Raw genomic sequence first — 15,138 nt, forward strand, 5'->3', positions numbered from 1 at the left:
GCATTGCCGACTGTCACGGGTTACAGCAATACTGCAGCGACTCTATTTTCTCAGGATTAAGCGGCCACCCAGAATCGACTGGCTCGCGGCGCAGCACCACAGGAACCCGATATGGCGGAACAGAGCCTCGTATTCTCATTTTTCCTGATATTCACCGGCGCCGCGATTCTCGCCACTCTGGCCCTCTATACCCGCCAACCGCTGCTGGTTGCCTATATAGTGCTTGGCGCCCTGCTGGGCCCTTACGGCCTCAGCTTGGTGTCCGATACAGCCCTGCTGGCAGACATTTCCCATATCGGCATCATTTTCCTGCTTTTCCTGCTGGGGCTCGACATGCAGCCTAGCCATCTGCTGCACATGCTGAAAAAAGCAACCCTGGTGGCCATCGGCAGCTCGCTGATCTTCATGGCCACCGGCTATGGCGCCAGCCTGCTGTTTGGCTTCAGTCAGACCGAAGCACTGATTATCGGCGCCGCACTGATGTTCTCCAGCACCATTATCGGCATCAAGCTGCTGCCCACTACTGTCTTGCACCACCGCCATACGGGCGAACTGGTCGTCGGCCTGCTGTTACTGCAGGACGTCATTGCCATTCTGGTATTGCTGCTGCTCTACAGCGGTAATGACAGCAGCCAGAACGGCGCCCAGGTCTTCCTGAAAACCCTCGCCGCGCTGCCACTGATGACCGCCGGGGCCTTCCTGTTCGTACGCTACGTGCTGCTGCGCCTGCTGCAGAGCTTTGACCGCTTCCACGAATATATCTTTTTGCTCGCCCTGGGCTGGTGTTTGGGCATGGCGGAACTTGCCCAGGCCATAGGTCTCTCCGCCGAGATGGGCGCTTTTGTGGCCGGCGTTACCCTGGCCACCAGCCCAATCTCCCAGTACATCGCAACCAGCCTGAAACCGCTGCGTGATTTTTTCCTTATTCTGTTCTTCTTCTCCATCGGCGCCAGTTTCAACCTCACCCTGGTCGATGTCATTCTACTGCCCTCCCTGGTGATGACCGCACTGGTACTGGCGCTCAAGCCAGTGGTGTTCCGCTTTCTGCTGATTCACATCAGCGAAAGCAAGAAACTGGCCTGGGAGATCGGCTTTCGCCTGGGCCAGATCAGCGAGTTCTCGCTGCTGATCGCCTACCTGGCCACCAGCGCCACCCTGATTGGCCAGGAAGCCTCCCATGTCATTCAGGCCACCACCATCCTGACGTTCCTGTTCTCCAGCTATCTGGTGATTTTCAACTTTCCCTCCCCCATCGCCATCTCGGATCGGCTGCGCAAGGACTGAGAGCCCATCGCGGCCAATTTCGCCACCAAACGAAAAAGCCGCCTTCCGTGAAGGAAGGCGGCTTTTTGCAGAGACCGCGCTACAGCTATGTCAGTACTCAACCCCAGTGACGCAGCGGACCCACATCGACATGAAGAAAGTTGCTGCGCGAATAAAAGCCGACTCCGCCGGCCTTGAGCTTCAGTGCCATGCGCTGCACATCCCGCAGTGCAATGCCCGGCACACGGATATCAATCGCCTTGCCCTGCATGTGGTAGCTTTTCTTGGCAACGCCCTGACCTTGCTTGCGCAGCATCTCGTTGGTTTCGGGCGAACGATAACCGGAGATCACCTGAAATTCCTTGTGCAGGCCGACATCGCGCTGCAGCAAGTACAGCAGATCAAACAACTGGCGATCCATCTGGATCGAGGTATCGGTACGGTGGTCGCGCAAAAGATGATCCACCTCCTGCAGCACCTGTGGCATGTAGTGACCATCGGCCCAGTACACCGCGGTCATTTTCTCACCGGTGTGCATGTTGTTCAGGGTGAGCTTGCGCTCAAGCCCTGGGTTCTTGATCAGTGGCGCACCTATAGCACCCGAGCCTGCCAGCCCGGCCGCGGTACCGGCCAGTGTCTTTATAAAAGCACGACGATTCTGAAGGATTCTATGGGGCATAATTCAGCAACAGTTGGTTGAAATACTTACAGCCATTATCCACAAATAGTATCAGCTGTATATTTTTTACACGATAAATTAACCATTTAGTACGCATCTTTGATGCGCAGGCGCCACAGTTCCTGCGCCTGGCGTACCGCCTCTTCCGGCTCGGATGCACGCCCGAGCAGCTTCAGTACCGCCGCCAGGGTATTGATAACGGCGCCCTCGCCGTACTCATGCTCCAGCTCGCCGCGCCACAGCTGTAGCAGCTCCTGCGGCTGCAGGCTTTCGTCACGCACTACGCGCTGGCCCAGCAGTCTGGGCCACTGCTGGGTGTGCATTTCACCGCCAAGTATCCACTGCAGCTCGCTGTCCGAATCCGGCTTGAGTTCAGCCTCGCCGCCATCCCCCTTGACTGTTAGGCTATTGCGCATCCCCAGCAGCATGCTGGTTTTCTGATGCATGGGGCCGTAGGGCGGATGGAAGACGCCGTCGATAACACGCTCGGCACCCAGCGGATTGAGCAACCGGCACAGCGTATGGACGGGCGAGCGCAGCCCCAGCACCGAGCGCAACTGGATAATGTCACCCAACTGCGGCGCCAGCGCATCAATGGACATGAAGGCAAAGTTGCGATCATTCAGCTCAGCCGCCACCTCTGCCCAGTCATGACAGGAGGGCAAGCCGAACAGGCCGAGCATGTCTTCGGTATAGAGCCGGCCCGGCATATGGCCGCGCGCGCCGTGCATGAACACACGTACGCCGGATTGGGCCAGCGCCAGCGACGCCAGCAGGAACCAGGGTAGACGCCGCTTCTTGCCGGCATAGCTGGACCAGTCGAGTTCGACCTGCAGATCCTGTGGTGCCTCCAGCCGCTCCCGCACGGCCGTGACAAAACCGCATAACTCCTGCGGCGCCTCTTCCTTTACCCGCAGCAGCATCAGAAAGGCTCCAAGCTGCTCGGGCAGCACCTTCCCATCGAGAATCATCCCCATGGCGTCGCGGGCCTCTTCGGTCGTCAGCGAGCGCGAGCCCTTCTTGCCCTTGCCGAGAATACGCACATAGACTGCAAACGGATGTTCCTGACTGCTCATGGATCTGATGCCTCTTTTGCTCTAGAGTGTGGCCGCGTCATATATACCCAAGCGCAGGCCTGAATGCGAGTCCGAATGAACGCCTTGACCCGGGAACTACATCTTTTTTTTAATGCCCTGACCTTTTTCACCCGCATCCCGGCCCCCGCCTGGGTGAAATTCGGCCCCGATGAGCTTAATCACGCCAGCCGCTACTTCCCGCTGGCTGGCCTGATCATCGGACTTGCCGCGGCAGCACTTTACGCAATTTTTGCGCTGTTGTTTCCGGCCACCATCGCCGTACTGCTCAGTACCGGCGGCATCCTGCTGCTGACCGGTGGCTTTCATGAAGACGGCCTGGCCGATCTCTGCGATGGCTTTGGTGGCGGCTGGACCCCGCAGCAGACGCTGGAGATCATGAAGGACTCAAGGCTTGGCAGCTACGGCGCCTTGGGCCTGATAATAGTGCTGGGCCTGAAGCTCGCCAGCCTGATCAGTATCAATGATGTGCTGATTGCCCTGATCGCCGGCCATACTCTCAGCCGCTTTGTTGCCGTCAGTCTGATCCACACCGATAGCTATGTACAGCTCGACCGGCTCAGCAAGGTGCGCCCACTGGCGAGCAACATGAGTCGGACTGAACTGCTGATTGCCACCGCCCCGGCACTGGCCTGCCTGTTTCTGCTGCCGGGCTACAGCGTACTGGCAGTCATAACCGCACTGCTGCTGCTTCGGCTCTACCTTTGCCGCCTGTTCAGACGCAGGCTCGGTGGTTATACCGGCGATTGTCTGGGCGCAACCCAGCAGCTGGCAGAAGTCGCGGTCTATCTGGTGCTGTGCCTTCCCCTTGGCCAGCTCTAAACTCCACGAGTAGCCCGACTATAAACCCCACTAAGGCGCGCTGCGTTTTCGCCGCAGGCCATAGACTGCTAGAATGCGCGCCATTCACTAGCGAGAGTTGTCATGAGCCGCAGCAAACCGATCCGTTTTGGGGGCCCCGCCCGCAAGAGTGCCAGCCGCAGTCCACAAACCCTGGATATTGAAGGCCTGAGCCATGAAGGTCGCGGCGTTGCCCGACTCGATGGCAAGACCGTGTTCGTCTCCGGCGCTCTGCCCGGCGAGCAGGTGATGGCCCGCATCGACAACGACCGCAACCGCTACGCCGAGGCCCAGACCCTTGAAGTACTGAGCGCCAGCCCTGATCGCTGCGAACCCGGCTGCCAGCACTATGGCCAGTGTGGCGGCTGCGACCTGCAGCACCTGCGCCACGACCAGCAAATTCACTTCAAGCAGGACCAGGCACTAGACCAGCTCAAACGCATTGGCAACCTGATACCGGAACAGATAGAGGCGCCACTGGTCTCTTTGCCCTGGCACTACCGTCGCAGCGCCCGCGTCGGCATCAATCAGCTGCAGCGCAATGGCGAGCCCCTGATCGGCTTTCGTCGCCGCGCCAGCAACAAGTTGCTGCAGATCGAGCAGTGCGAAGTGCTTGATATACGCGCCCAGGACTTGTTCCGCGGACTGCGCGATAGCCTCACAGGCCTGGACGACCTGAAATCCATTACCCACGCCCAGGTTCAGTACGGTGACAGCCGGGGCGCCCTGACCCTGCGCACCAAGAAGCCGCTGCGCGCTGACACCCTGGCACGCCTGCAGCCCCTGGCCCAACAGTTCGACCTGCAGCTCTACCTCGAAGACGCACAGGGCACTCAGTACGCCGGCAACGACGCTGAGCAACCGCTGACCTATGCCCTGCCGGCGTTCAAGCTGGAACTGGGATTTGCGCCTGGCGACTTCCTGCAGGTGAACCCGGATCTGAACCGTCAGATGGTCTCCCGTGCAATAGAGTGGCTTGATCCGCAGCCCCAAGATCGCGTGCTGGATCTGTTCTGCGGCCTTGGCAACTTCACCCTGCCACTGGCCACGCGCTGTGACGAAGTCATTGGCGTAGAAGGCAGCGAAGCCATGGCCGAGCGGGCAACCGCCAATGCAAAGGCCAACGGCATCGAGAACGCGACCTTCTTTCGCAACGACCTGAGCCAGGACTTTCGCCATCAGAAATGGTACCGCACGGGATTTGACCTGATCCTGCTGGACCCGCCGCGTACCGGTGCCCGCGAAGCCATTCTCCAGCTGATCGGTTACAGGGCCAAGCGCATCCTGTACGTATCCTGCAATCCGGCCATGCTGGCCCGGGACGGCGCCGAACTGACCCAGGCCGGCTATCGCCTGAGCCGCTTCTGCGCCATGGACATGTTCCCCCATACCGCCCACGTCGAGGCACTGGCGCTGTTTGAGCTGACACCATGAGCTACAGCCTGATCTGGGCTGACACAGAGCTGGCGGTGGTCGTGAAACCCGCCGGCCTGTTGTCGGTACCGGGACGCGGCCCCGACAAGCAGGACTGCCTGTGGCACCGGGTACAGACGGATTTCCCCACCGCCCGCATCGTGCATCGTCTCGATTGCGCCACCTCGGGACTCATGGTGCTGGCGCTCAATGCGGCCAGCCACCGCGAACTGAGCCGCCAGTTTCAGATGCGCGAAACCCGCAAACGCTATCAGGCCCTGGTCGCAGGCCGCCCCGGGGCAAACAGCGGCGTGATGGAATGGCCACTGCGCTGTGACTGGGAACGTCGCCCGCTGCAGATCGTCGATCCCGTAGAGGGCAAATCCGCCCGCACCGAATGGTTGCTACTGGAGAGTAATGGCGTACAGAGCCGCATTCAGCTGCACCCGATTACCGGTCGCTCGCACCAGCTGCGGGTGCATCTGCAAACTCTGGGACACCCTATCCTGGGGGACAACTTCTACGCTCCGCCCGAGATCATCGCCCGGGCACCGCGGCTGATGCTGCACGCAGAGCAACTCGGCCTGCAGCATCCTGTCAGCGGCGAGGCACTGGACTTTGAGGCGCCCGTCCCCTTCTAGTAAGCCTTTTTAGGGAGTCCTTCCGGCAAGCCCTTCTAACGTGCCTTTCTAATGTGTCTGTCTAGCCGCCTGAGGTCTAACTTACCACCCGCAGCGCCTCGCCACGGCCGAACGCCTGTATCGTATCCAGCGTCTGCGCAATGATGCGTTGGCGCGCCTCAGTGCTACCCCAGGCACTGTGCGGCGTTACAATCAGGTTGGGAATATCACCGCTGAGCAGCGGATTCCCATCTCTTGGCGGCTCCACACTGAGTACATCGGTGGCGGCCCCCGCGAGCGCTCCACTGCGCAGGGCATCTGCCAGCGCCCGTTCATCAACGATGCCACCCCGGGCCACATTGATCAGCAGGGCGGAGTTTTTCATGCGCTTGAAGGCCGCCGCATCGAGCAGGTTGCGGGTATGTTCGGTCAGCGGACAGTGCAGTGTCAGCACATCCACCTGGGGCAGCAGCTGATCCAGCGGCGTACGACCCGCTTCAGCGGGCCCACCCGGGCGCTGCGCGACCATGACCTTCATGCCGAAAGCCTCGGCAATGCGCCCGACGCCCTGCCCCAGGTTGCCGTAACCGACAATGCCCAGCGTCTTGCCAGCGAGCTCTGCGATGGGGAAATCCAGAAAGCAGAACTGCCCGGCCTGCTGCCAGCGACCGCCCTGCACCGCCTGGTGGTAATCCAGCAGCCGCGTACTGAGCGCCAGCAGCAGCGCGAAGACGTGCTGAATCACGGAGTCATTGCCATAGGCGCGGCAATTCGATACCTGAATACCAAGACGCTGCGCCGCCTCCAGGTCCACATTGTTGGTGCCCGTCGCAACCACACAGATCAGCTTGAGCCTTGGCGCCTGCTGCAGCGCCGCCGCATCAAGACGCACCTTGTTGACCAGCACGACCTCGGCATCGCGGATGCGCGCCGCCACCTCCAGAGGCCCGGTGGCCATGTGGGTTTCGAAGCACTTGAACTCGCCCGCCAACGCCGCAAGGTCGATATCTTCCAGGCTTTCGAGATCAAGAAATACTGCCTTGTGCATATGTCTGACTCCCTGCTGCGCGTCTAATCTGTTTAGCGCCATAGAGCGCTCTTTGGCTCAGATACAACAAAGGGGCCGCAGCCCCTTTCTCGTTACTCTGTCAGCAATCCTCGCTCAGCCTCAGCCGAAGTCGATACCCAGACGACGGCCCACTTCTTCGTAGGCTTCAATCACGCCACCAAGGCCCTGACGGAAACGGTCCTTGTCCATCTTGTTGCGGGTTTCCTTGTCCCACAGGCGACAGTTGTCCGGGGAGAATTCGTCACCCAGAACGACTTCACCCTTGAAAACACCAAACTCGAGCTTGGAGTCGACCAGTAACAGACCGGCATCGTCGAACAGCTGCTTGAGCACAACATTGGCCTGAAAGGTCAGCTCCTTCGCCCGAGCCAACTGCTCCCTGGTTGCCCAGCCGAAAGTTTCGACATGGGATTCGTTGATCATCGGATCGCCAAGGGCATCATTCTTGAGGAACAGCTCAAAGGTGGGCGGCACCAGTTCCTGACCTTCAGTCAGACCCAGACGACGCACCAGGGAGCCCGCGGCGATGTTACGCACCACACACTCAACGGGCATCATGTCCATACGCTTGACCAGGCACTCCTGATCAGACAGCAGGCGCTCGAAATGGGTCGGGATGCCGGCTGCCTGCAGCTTTTGCATGATGAAGGCATTGAACTTGTTGTTAACCATGCCCTTGCGTTCCAGCTGCTCGATTCGCTTGCCATCGAACGCAGAGGTGTCATTACGGAACGCCAATACCAGGTAGTCGTGGTCATCGGTTTCATATACGGATTTGGCTTTTCCGGCATAAAGCTCTGCGCGCTTTTCCATCGAAATCTCCAGTCAAACAGTTGTCAGTAGAGCATCTTGCCGGGCGTAGCCCCGATGCGGTTCTAGACATCGGCGGCACCGGGGTTGTCCCGGCACGGGCCGATGCAGGTTCAATTCAGCTGGCGGGCAGGTGATCCTTGACGCTCCACAGAATTTCTTCTGCTACCAGAGCGGGCGCCGCTATGCCTTCAGCCGTGTCGACACTCAAATAGCTACCGCTGCGCGTACGGTTCATGCGCAGCTGATAGCGGCCCACGAATTCATAGTTGCCGGTTTCACGGTTAAGGCCGCCATCCTTGCCAGCACCGCCAAAGACATAGATAACCTTGCCGGCAAACCAGATCTTGTAGCCTTCGCGGTTGGCCAGGTTGTCTGGATCGGCCAGATCGCTCTGATCCACCACACCCTCTACCAGACGGTCGGTCTGCTTGGCACTGTAGCTGATGCCATTCTCGGCGTCAGACTCACCCAAGCCCAGGGTGCGCTCGAACAGGCCGGTATCTAACTTGATATCGCCACGATCGCCGTGCAGCCACTCAAAGAAGCCGGCCTTCTTGGTATCTTCCACCGGTGTCGTGGTGGTGTAGGTCAGATAGAAAATACCCCGTTCCTGATCCCGCGTACCCACATCCATCTCTGCCGCACTAAGCGCGCTGTCGATCAGGTTCCAGGCATTGTCAATCGAGGTTTCGATCTTCAGCGTCGGATTGCCGCGCGAGTCACGCCCCAGCAACGGCCGCGCCCTGTCGCGCTGCTGCAGCTCCAGCAGGCTCTGCGCGCTGGAATCGGCCGTGGCCTTGCTGAGGTAACGCAGCATGTCGAACATCATGTCGCTCTTGTAGCCGACATTGCTGGCCTGAGCGCTCCAGTCGATAGTCTCGACCTGCTGGCTGAACGGAAACGCCACGTGATCAATACGAATGGAGGTTCGATCGTAGTTTTCCGGGTCCGGCTTGAGGCTGATGCGCAGCTTGTTGCGGGTATCTGTATCGACATTCTGGAAAGTCAGCTTCTTGATCCAGCGATCGGCAAAACCGTATTCCTTGCCATCGACGCGAATCCAGCCGGATTCCATCTGCCCCTGACGCGGATCAGACTTGGCCAGTTCGATGCCGTTGAAGCGCCAGAAGTCCTGCAATTTGAGCCAGACATCAGCGATGGGCTCATCCACAACGATGACCTTTTCATTACCCAGACGTGACAGGTTGACCCGCTCTGAGCCCGTGTCGGCGTAAAAGAACTCCGGCCGCGGCACCTGGAAATCGCTCTGACGCAGAGTGGCGGTATCACCCACCACCGGCACCACCAGCTGTTCGTTCAGCTCACGGGTCTGCAGGTGCGGCGGAATCTCCAGCCGCGCCTGCGCCTGGGCAGCTTCGTAGTCCTGGGAGCGATTGCGCACCAGGCCACCTTCACCGTAGAGCGGATTGTTGGACAGATAGCTGCAGCCTGACAGTCCCGCCACGGCAACCAGTAGCGCACCGGTCAGCGTTTGACTCTTCATCATGATGGGTTCAGCCCTGAATGATGCCGCTCTCGCGCAGCGCATTACGAACGATTGGCTGACAGCTCTCGGCCAGCAGCGTCAGCGGTAGACGAATACCGGGACCAATGAGACCCATTTCGTACAGGGCCCATTTCACCGGAATCGGGTTGGACTCCACAAACAGCTGAGTGTTCAGTGGCATCAGCTTTTGCTGCAGTGCGCGGGCACCTGCGGCATCACCTGCCAGAGCCAGGCGGCAGAGCTCGGCCATCTCGGCCGGCGCCACGTTGGCGGTCACAGAGATGTTGCCGTGACCGCCGGCCAGAATAAGCTCGACCGCCGTGGCATCGTCACCGGAGTAGATCGCAAAATCCTTGGGTGCACGGGCTATCAGATCGCGGGCACGCTCGACATTGCCGGTCGCATCCTTGATACCGATGATATTGTCGATACCGGCCAGGCGCAGCGTGGTGTCGTTGCTCATGTCGCAGGCGGTACGGCCCGGCACATTGTACAGAATCTGCGCAACGGGAACGGCTTCGGCAACGGCCTTGAAATGCTGGTACAGACCTTCCTGAGTCGGCTTGTTGTAGTACGGTGTTACCAGCAGACAGGCATCGGCACCCAGGTCTGCCGCGCGACGGGTCAGGGAGATGGCCTCACGGGTCGAGTTGGCACCGGTACCGGCGATGACCGGAAGACGCCCATCGACGCGCTTGATGATGCGCTTGATCACCTGGCAATGCTCGTCATAATCGAGGGTCGCGGACTCACCGCTGGTCCCAACGGCAACGATCGAATCGGTGCCGTTATCCAGGTGCAGATCGACAACCTTGTCCAGAGCGTCCCAGTCGACATCTCCATTGATCTGCATCGGCGTGACGAGCGCAACAATACTGCCAGTAATCATTACTTTCTCCATCTGACAAATTCGGGTCTATGGTACTGTGCGCACCAGACTCGTACAACGAGATCCGGATCCCCCGCAGGCTTAGCCGACAGCGGGTTTGATCTCGCAGAAAGGCCCAGTATTCTATACGATTTGCACGCCCGAAGCGTACCCGTTTTTTGACCCAAAAAGGAATCCCCATGAGCCGAGTATCCCTCAACCAGCCCGTACCGGACTTCAGCGCCCAGGCCACCAGCGACCAGCAGGTAGACTCCGGCGCCCTGCGCGGTCGCAATCTGGTGATCTACTTCTACCCCAAGGACAGCACCCCCGGCTGCACCACCGAGGGTCAGAACTTTCGCGATTTGTACGCGCAGTTCCAGGCACTGGATACCGATATTTTCGGTGTGTCACGCGACGGTCTGCGCGCCCACGAAAACTTCAAGGCCAAACAGGCCTTTCCGTTCGAACTGATCAGCGATACAGATGAGAGCCTGTGCGGCCTGTTTGACGTTATCAAGCTCAAGAAGCTGTACGGCAAGGAGCACATGGGCATTGAACGCAGCACCTTCCTGATCGACAAGACCGGCACACTGCGCAACGAATGGCGCAAGGTGAAAGTTGCCGGCCACGCCGACGCCGTGCTGGAAGCCGTCAAGGCGCTCTGATTCACCGTCGCGGGCCGTCCGACAGGGCGCCCGCGCAGCCCCCATACCCCAAGAACCCATGACGCCAAGGCTCTGACTTAAGGTTGCGACTGGCCGTCGCCGGGAAGCCCCGGCATCTGGTTGCCGGGCCAGGCATTCAAAATGGCCTTGACCAGCGTCGCCAGCGGAATGGCGAAGAACACGCCCCAAAAACCCCACAAACTGCCAAATATCAGCACAGCCACGATGATGGATACCGGATGCAGGTTTACCGCTTCCGAAAACAGCAGCGGCACCAGCACGTTGCCATCCAGTGCCTGAATAATGCCGTAGGCCACCATCAGCCACATGAACTCGGTGCCCCAGCCAAACTGAAAGAAGCCAATCAGCGCCACCGGCAGCGTCACCAGCGCAGCACCTATATAAGGCACCAGCACGGACAAGCCGACAATAATCCCCAACAGCGCCGCGTAATTCACCCCCAGAAAGGCCAGCACCACAAAGGTCACGCTTCCGACGATCAGGATTTCCAGCGCCTTGCCCCGGATGTAGTTGGCAATCTGATCATCCATTTCGCGCCACACCTTGGTCATCATGTGACGACGCTCGGGCAGGAAGGACGCCCACCAACCCACCAGTTTGCGCCCGTCCTTGAGAAAGAAAAACACCAGAATGGGCACCAGCACCACGTAGATCAGCAGCGCCACCAGGTTACCCAGAGAATTGAGCGAGAAGGTCAGCACCCACTGCCCGGCCTGGCTAAGTTCCGTGGTCGCCAGCTGGATCAGATCCCGCACCTGGGATTCGGAAATAAAGTCGGGGTATTTCTGTGGCAACAGCAGTAACAGCGACTGCACATGGGACACCATGCGCGGCAACTCGTTAAACAGGGTGACGAGCTGCTTCCAGGCCAGCGGCATGACGAAGAGCAACAGGGCCAGGAAAAAGCCGACAAAAGCAGCGAACACCAGCATCACCGCAGGCAGGTGATTCAGCCCCCGGGAGACCAGCCAGTCGACCGAGCCCTGCATCAGAAACGCCAGCACTATACCGGCAAACACCGGCGCCAGCGGCTGCCCCAGGGTAATAATGACCGTCAGGCTCACCGCCAGCAGCACAAACAGCAACAGAGCCTCTTCGTCGGAGAAATACCGATCAATCCATTTATCGAAAATCTTGCGCATATAGAATCTCTGCAGGCTAGGAGCGTCGGATAATGTAAATGTAACGCTCGTCCTCGGTGAACGATTGCAACAGCTCATGGTCACACTGGTCGGTGTATGCCTTGAAGTCCCGCACCGATCCCGCATCGGTCGCAATGACCTTTAACACAGCACCGCTTTGCAGCCGGTTAAGTGCCTGCTTGGCCTTGAGCAACGGCAGCGGGCAATTCAGCCCACTGGCATCAAGCACCTGATCGAATTCACCGCTTACCATGATTACCCCTCTTGCCGGGTCGCTTGGGAAGCTGGATATTAGCATAAAGCTCTGTACGATAATCGTCAGCGATTGATGATAAGGAAACCCATGCTAGCGCCCAAAAAACTCCCACCTTTGCTGCTGGGGCTACTGCTGTCCATGCCGCCACTAACCCAGGCAGCCCAGAACCTGCCGACCATCGGCGACACCTCTTCGTCCATCGTTTCACTGTCGCAGGAGGCACGCCTGGGCGATACCTGGGGGCGGATGCTGCGCGGACGCGCCAAGCTGCTCGAAGACCCTATCATTTACAGCTATCTGGAAGACCTGCTGTGGAAGCTGGCCGCCAACAGCGCGCTGCAGCAGCCGCAGCTTGAGCTGATCGTTGTCGACAACCCGACACTCAACGCCTTTGCGGTACCGGGCGGCATCGTCGGCATACATGGCGGCCTGCTGCTATCGGCCGAAGCGGAAGATGAACTGGCCTCGGTACTGGCGCACGAGCTGGCACACCTCAGCCAGCGCCATTTCGCCCAACAGCTGGAAGAAGAACGCCGCAACCGCCCTTTCATGATGGCGGCGGTGCTGGGCAGCATTCTGGTGGCTGCGGTCGACGCTCAGGCGGGTGCGGCAGCGCTGAGTTCAACGCTCGGTGCCAACGAACTGGCACGGCTGTCCTTCAGCCGCCAGAACGAACAGGAAGCTGACCGTCTTGGCATGACCGCGCTGGCATCATCCGACATAGACCCCAGCGCCATGCCGCGCATGTTTGAGCGCATGCAGCGCTCGATGCGCTTTTACGGCGACCGCCCACCTGAATTTCTGCTCACTCACCCCGTGACCCAATCCCGCATTGCCGACTCCCTCAACCGCGCCGCTCAGTTGCCGGCTCCGGCGATCCAACGCCAGAGCCCGGAGTTTGATATCGCCCGCACCCGCCTTCAGATACATTACGCCGACCGTCCGGGCGCCATTCTGGCCAGTTTCGAAGCGCAGGCACAGAGCAGCGGCAGCAACCGTGCTTACTACGGCCTGGCAATGGCCGCGAGCGCCACCGGCGATCACACCAGGGCACTCAAGGCGCTCGACAAACTGGACAGCACCTGGCAACAGCATCTCTATGTGCGCATCAGCCGGGCCGAAATCCTGCACTCAGCCGAGCGCGACAGCGAAGCCGAGCAGATCCTGAGCGAACTGAATCAGCTCTACCCCAACAACCTGCCAGTACAGAAAACCTACGCCCGCCTGCTGCAGGACATGGAGAAACCCGCCCGGGCTGCGCACCTGTACGAATCACTGCTCAGACGCTACCCCAACGATATTGACAGCCGCTTCAATCTGGCCGAAAGCTATGGCCTGGAACAGCAGATTTTGCGCGTGCACGAAGCCCGCATCGAATATTTTCTGCGCACGGCAGACGTCGACAAGGCGCTACGCCAGGTAGATTTCGCACTGAAGGAAAAAATGCTGTCTGAGTCAGACCGTGCGCGGCTGGAAGCTTACAAGACGGACGCCGAGCAGCTGCGCGAAAATCTTAAAATGGATTTTTGATATCACACGAGAACCATCAGACGCAAAAAATCCCGGCAAGCACCAAGATTAAGGATACTAACAAGCCACCCGGGGTAGGCGGCTTGTTAGTTATGTCTGATATCGGGCGACCTGTGCAAGCATCCGGAGCCGCAAGACCCTCGCAAGATTTTTAGCCCTGAACCCAGCCCCTGAGCCTATCCTTTGAGTGCCGCGGAGAAATCCAGCATGCGCTGCAACGGCCGGCGCGCCGCATCAATCAGGGATGCATCAACCAGCACCTCATCACGACCTTCTTCCAGCGCCGTCACCATATTCTCCAGGCCATTCAGCGCCATCCAGGGACAGTGCGCACAGCTGCGACAGGTCGCGCCACTGCCGCCGGTCGGCGCTTCGATAAACACCTTGTCCGGTGCCGCCTGCTGCATCTTGTAAAAGATACCGCGGTCGGTCGCCACGATCAGCTCGCGGTTTGGCAGCTCGGCTGCCGCCTTGATCAACTGAGAGGTCGACCCCACTGCATCGGCCAGCTCGATGACCGAGGCCGGCGATTCCGGGTGCACCAGAATGGCGGCGTCGGGGTAAACCTGCTTCAGATCCAGCAGGCCCCTGGCCTTGAACTCTTCGTGCACGATGCAGGCGCCATCCCACATCAGCATTTCGATGCCCGTCTGCTTCTGTACATAGGCGCCCAGATGCTTGTCCGGCGCCCAGATGATTTTCTTGCCCTGATCCGCCAGATGCTCAACCACATCCAGCGCAATGCTGGACGTCACGACCCAGTCGGCCCGCGCCTTGACTGCCGCCGAGGTATTGGCGTACACCACGACTTCGTAGTCGGGGTGTGCATCACAGAACGCGGTGAATTCAGGCGCCGGACAACCGATATCCAGCGAGCAGGTCGCCTCAAGGGTTGGCATGAGAATGCGTTTTTCCGGGTTCAGGATCTTCGCCGTTTCCCCCATAAAACGCACACCAGCCACCAGCAGCGTGGTTTCCGGGCGGGTACTGCCAAAGCGCGCCATTTCCAGCGAGTCAGCGACACAGCCGCCGGTTTCCTCGGCCAGCTCCTGAATAATCGCTTCGGTATAATAGTGCGCCACCAGACAGGCATTCTTTTCTTTCAGCAATGCCTTGATACGCGCTTTATAGCGCTCGACATCCGCGCGACTCATGTCGTCCGGCAGATGTTCTTTGGCTAAATGCTCCTGCACCAGGATGCGCTCGGAGATGTCCTGCTTGCTCAACATAGGCGTCATGTCTGTCTGTCAAAATTGGGGCAACAAACCCGATGTGAATTTCGAGGCGCAGAATAATACCACAGTTCTGCGCCAGCGGTCGCCGTCACTTTCTTTGACCCGATTACCCATACATTG

At 59.4% G+C, this 15,138-nt stretch carries 15 protein-coding genes; 6 read left to right on the forward strand and 9 right to left on the reverse strand.

Features of this window, described 5'->3' with window-relative positions:
• Positions 1-111 precede the first annotated feature (111 nt).
• Entirely contained in the window at positions 112-1,284 is a 1,173-nt protein-coding gene (locus MRS74_RS04975) for a cation:proton antiporter domain-containing protein (protein WP_254579178.1), read from the forward strand.
• A 97-nt stretch (positions 1,285-1,381) separates the two neighbouring features.
• Here MRS74_RS04975 and mepK read toward each other — a convergent pair whose 3' ends face one another.
• Positions 1,382-1,942 (reverse strand): peptidoglycan L,D-endopeptidase MepK, encoded by a 561-nt coding sequence (gene mepK, locus MRS74_RS04980; RefSeq protein WP_254579179.1) that lies wholly within the window; start codon positions 1,940-1,942, stop codon positions 1,382-1,384.
• Between the two features lie 86 nt (positions 1,943-2,028).
• Positions 2,029-3,018 (reverse strand): glycosyl transferase family protein, encoded by a 990-nt coding sequence (locus tag MRS74_RS04985; RefSeq protein ID WP_254579180.1) that lies wholly within the window; start codon positions 3,016-3,018, stop codon positions 2,029-2,031.
• Positions 3,019-3,093: 75 nt separating this feature from the next.
• On the opposite strand from MRS74_RS04985, the gene MRS74_RS04990 reads away from it, so the two are divergent.
• From MRS74_RS04990 to MRS74_RS05000, 3 genes are all read left to right on the forward strand, one after another.
• A complete protein-coding gene (locus MRS74_RS04990; protein WP_254579181.1) occupies positions 3,094-3,858 on the forward strand; it encodes an adenosylcobinamide-GDP ribazoletransferase in 765 nt (254 codons plus the stop codon).
• A 102-nt stretch (positions 3,859-3,960) separates the two neighbouring features.
• On the forward strand, positions 3,961-5,310 hold the full coding sequence (rlmD, locus tag MRS74_RS04995) for a 23S rRNA (uracil(1939)-C(5))-methyltransferase RlmD (protein ID WP_254579182.1): 1,350 nt from the start codon (positions 3,961-3,963) through the stop codon (positions 5,308-5,310).
• Positions 5,307-5,930: a pseudouridine synthase gene (locus MRS74_RS05000; RefSeq protein ID WP_254579183.1), complete on the forward strand. Its 624-nt coding sequence runs from the start codon at positions 5,307-5,309 to the stop codon at positions 5,928-5,930. Before rlmD ends, MRS74_RS05000 begins: the two co-directional genes overlap by 4 nt.
• 76 nt (positions 5,931-6,006) lie before the next feature.
• Here the strand turns inward: MRS74_RS05000 and MRS74_RS05005 are convergent, their stop codons facing one another.
• The 4 genes from MRS74_RS05005 to dapA form a co-directional block, all read right to left on the reverse strand.
• Positions 6,007-6,957, reverse strand: a complete 951-nt coding sequence (locus MRS74_RS05005; protein WP_254579184.1) for a 2-hydroxyacid dehydrogenase — start codon at positions 6,955-6,957, stop codon at positions 6,007-6,009.
• Positions 6,958-7,077: 120 nt separating this feature from the next.
• On the reverse strand, positions 7,078-7,791 hold the full coding sequence (purC, locus tag MRS74_RS05010; protein WP_254579185.1) for a phosphoribosylaminoimidazolesuccinocarboxamide synthase: 714 nt from the start codon (positions 7,789-7,791) through the stop codon (positions 7,078-7,080).
• Between the two features lie 115 nt (positions 7,792-7,906).
• Positions 7,907-9,298, reverse strand: a complete 1,392-nt coding sequence (locus tag MRS74_RS05015) for an NlpB/DapX family lipoprotein (protein WP_254579186.1) — start codon at positions 9,296-9,298, stop codon at positions 7,907-7,909.
• A gap of 7 nt (positions 9,299-9,305) precedes the next feature.
• Positions 9,306-10,187 carry a 4-hydroxy-tetrahydrodipicolinate synthase gene (gene dapA / locus MRS74_RS05020; protein ID WP_254579187.1) on the reverse strand — a complete coding sequence of 294 codons (882 nt, stop codon included), beginning with the start codon at positions 10,185-10,187 and terminating at the stop codon, positions 9,306-9,308.
• Positions 10,188-10,366: 179 nt separating this feature from the next.
• On the opposite strand from dapA, the gene MRS74_RS05025 reads away from it, so the two are divergent.
• Positions 10,367-10,834 carry a peroxiredoxin gene (locus tag MRS74_RS05025; RefSeq protein WP_254579188.1) on the forward strand — a complete coding sequence of 156 codons (468 nt, stop codon included), beginning with the start codon at positions 10,367-10,369 and terminating at the stop codon, positions 10,832-10,834.
• Between the two features lie 77 nt (positions 10,835-10,911).
• Here the strand turns inward: MRS74_RS05025 and MRS74_RS05030 are convergent, their stop codons facing one another.
• Both MRS74_RS05030 and MRS74_RS05035 read right to left on the reverse strand, forming a co-directional pair.
• A complete protein-coding gene (locus tag MRS74_RS05030) occupies positions 10,912-11,997 on the reverse strand; it encodes an AI-2E family transporter (protein ID WP_254579189.1) in 1,086 nt (361 codons plus the stop codon).
• Between the two features lie 16 nt (positions 11,998-12,013).
• A complete protein-coding gene (locus tag MRS74_RS05035; RefSeq protein WP_067380370.1) occupies positions 12,014-12,250 on the reverse strand; it encodes a sulfurtransferase TusA family protein in 237 nt (78 codons plus the stop codon).
• 90 nt (positions 12,251-12,340) lie between these two features.
• Here MRS74_RS05035 and MRS74_RS05040 point away from each other — a divergent pair, with 90 nt between their 5' ends.
• Positions 12,341-13,783, forward strand: a complete 1,443-nt coding sequence (locus tag MRS74_RS05040) for a M48 family metalloprotease (RefSeq protein ID WP_254579190.1) — start codon at positions 12,341-12,343, stop codon at positions 13,781-13,783.
• Positions 13,784-13,959: 176 nt separating this feature from the next.
• Here MRS74_RS05040 and nadA read toward each other — a convergent pair whose 3' ends face one another.
• A complete protein-coding gene (nadA, locus tag MRS74_RS05045; protein ID WP_254579267.1) occupies positions 13,960-15,012 on the reverse strand; it encodes a quinolinate synthase NadA in 1,053 nt (350 codons plus the stop codon).
• Between the last annotated feature and the right edge of the window lie 126 nt (positions 15,013-15,138).

Source organism: Marinobacterium sedimentorum (assembly GCF_024267675.1).
In the GTDB taxonomy this organism is placed as follows: Bacteria; Pseudomonadota; Gammaproteobacteria; order Pseudomonadales; family Balneatricaceae; genus Marinobacterium_A; species Marinobacterium_A sedimentorum.